This is a genomic window from Eisenbergiella porci, assembly GCF_009696275.1.
Taxonomy (GTDB): domain Bacteria; phylum Bacillota; class Clostridia; order Lachnospirales; family Lachnospiraceae; genus Eisenbergiella; species Eisenbergiella porci.
This window is the reverse complement of sequence record NZ_VUMI01000144.1, coordinates 1-1,120: the sequence shown is the minus strand read 5'-3', so window position 1 is coordinate 1,120 and position 1,120 is coordinate 1. Positions and strand designations below refer to the sequence as shown.

At 45.8% G+C, this 1,120-nt stretch carries 1 protein-coding gene; it reads right to left on the bottom strand.

Features of this window, described 5'->3' with window-relative positions; translation table 11 throughout:
- Positions 1 to 29 precede the first annotated feature (29 nt).
- Positions 30 to 1,025, bottom strand: a complete 996-nt coding sequence (locus FYJ45_RS29300) for an IS1595 family transposase (RefSeq protein ID WP_154468427.1) — start codon at positions 1,023 to 1,025, stop codon at positions 30 to 32.
- Positions 1,026 to 1,120: the final 95 nt, after the last annotated feature.

Below are 1,120 nucleotides of genomic sequence, written 5' to 3'. Positions count from 1 at the left end.
GGTGTTAGTCCGTAAATGTGTTGGTAAGGTTATATAGTCAATATCCCAGCCGTTCTTATATCCTTATTATTGTGGTAATAGCTTGTGCCGGTTACTGCCAATACGGTTTCCGTCAACCGCCCGATTATGGACTCTGCATTTCGATAGGTGGCGGCAAACAGAGCATTGTACCTATTGATATATTTACTTGCCACTCCCCGGTAAAATTCATAACGTTTCTTGATGAAACTATGGAAACCATTTACCGTATTCAGATTGAAAAAGTGGGCATCATCGCATTCCTGGTTCATGCAGTCCCTCACCGTGCAGTCTGCGATTCCGGTAAGCGCATGGTAACTCCTTAACCCGTCACAAAGCGCAAGCGTTCCATCTGCAATGTGGCCTTCAAAGATACTTCCCAGTTCCCTTGCGCTGGGCTTAGCCCTGTTGACCGTGGCTGCAAAGGCATCCCCTTTGCGCTGGATCCCCGTGCAGATACAAAGGTATTCACTGGAAATGCCTCTTTTTAAAGCTTTTGCACCATGTTTGCGTGGCTTACGCCCTATCCCGGTATCCAGCTTCTTGCCTTTATAGCAGTCAAGGACAAAGGTTTCATCAAATTCGGACACATCCCCCAGGCAGATATCCGCCACTACGGGCAGTTCCAGCAGAGCCATAAGGATTTTATGGCGCATGTCAAAGGCTGCCTGATGGTATAGGCCAAGGCGTTTTGCAGAAAAATCAATGGAATTGCCGTGAAGTGTATCCGCAATCATCTCTTTCCAGACAGAAACCGTGAAGTGGGAGTTTGCCATTATGGAATTTGTAGTAGTAACAAAAGTGCGCCCACAGTTTTTGCAGAAAAAGCGCTGCTTTTTACATTTAAAACCATATCGAATGACAGCCTGAGCTGCACAGTGTGGGCAGGCAGGTTTGGGTGCAGGTTCTTTCTCCTGCAGCATAACAGTGACAGTATCCAGCAGCGAGGAAATTTCATCTTCCGAAAGCTTGCTGATATGGCTCATAAGTAATTCCTGATTGGTCATGGTATCATCCTCCTAAATATAAGGATATAATACCAGATCACAAGGGTGATAAAACGGACTTATATAGGTTACCAACACATTTGCGGACTAACACC

Bases quoted from the DNA above. Each gene is read 5' to 3' on its own strand.
- FYJ45_RS29300 (WP_154468427.1), bottom strand. From the start codon at position 1,025: ATGACCAATCAGGAATTACTTATGAGCCATATCAGCAAGCTTTCGGAA.